We start from the raw sequence: 230 nt of genomic DNA, 5'->3' as shown, positions 1-230 counted from the left end.
GCGTTGGCATTGCTTGGGATTCGATAAACTCCTTAACCGCCAATGAAACCAGTAACCCTGGGGCATTAGCCTTAGCGGCTGCATTGGTGTCGATAGTTGTAAAAGAAGTGTTGTACCGCTGGACACTAATTCAAGCTAAACGTGTTAACAGCCGCGCTTTGCATGCCAACGCTTGGCACCTCCGCAGTGATGCCTTAAGTTCGTTACCGGTTGCAGTAGCGGTATTGGCC

Annotated in this window: 1 protein-coding gene; it reads left to right on the top strand. The window is 50.4% G+C overall.

Annotated features, from left to right (window positions below):
* A partial coding sequence (locus Q4528_RS16575; RefSeq protein ID WP_303522899.1) for a cation efflux transmembrane domain-containing protein occupies window positions 1–230 on the top strand: 230 nt, incomplete at both ends.

This window comes from Staphylococcus pasteuri, assembly GCF_030547725.1.
Lineage (GTDB): Bacteria > Bacillota > Bacilli > Staphylococcales > Staphylococcaceae > Staphylococcus > Staphylococcus pasteuri.
Note: the sequence above shows the minus strand (reverse complement) of the source record. Positions and strands in the feature narration are given on the sequence as shown.